1 protein-coding gene is annotated in these 356 nt (G+C 47.5%); it reads right to left on the reverse strand.

Annotated features, from left to right (window positions below):
• Window positions 1-27 precede the first annotated feature (27 nt).
• Window positions 28-356: hypothetical protein (locus tag RMT89_RS41695; protein WP_315888967.1), on the reverse strand; the 329-nt coding region annotated here is incomplete at its 5' end.

The following is a 356-nucleotide window of genomic DNA, read 5'->3' on the forward strand; positions in this document are numbered from 1 at the left end:
CAAGAGGCGAGGGGTAAATTTCTATTTTCAAGAAAGCACGTTATGGTTGATGTACGCCTCGATCTGCTTAGCAGATGCGATCAGGTCGGTAACATTACCGTGCCCGATAGTGGAAGCATACTGAAGTGCTGTGGCACGTACCTGCATGTCTTCAGACAGTTCTGCAAGAAGGCCATGAGCGAAGTCTACGAGCATTTCACGCTCTGCTTCAGACGGTGTGTAAACACCGTTGTCGCCGTAATAGACGTACTCGCTTGTGTATTCGTTGATCTTGTCCATTAGTGAACCATTCCAAGAAAACGCATGGCTTCCATGTAGGACACGCCATGATGAAACTGAAGTATACGGATTGCATC

The organism is Streptomyces sp. P17, assembly GCF_032436805.1.
GTDB lineage: Bacteria > Actinomycetota > Actinomycetes > Streptomycetales > Streptomycetaceae > Streptomyces.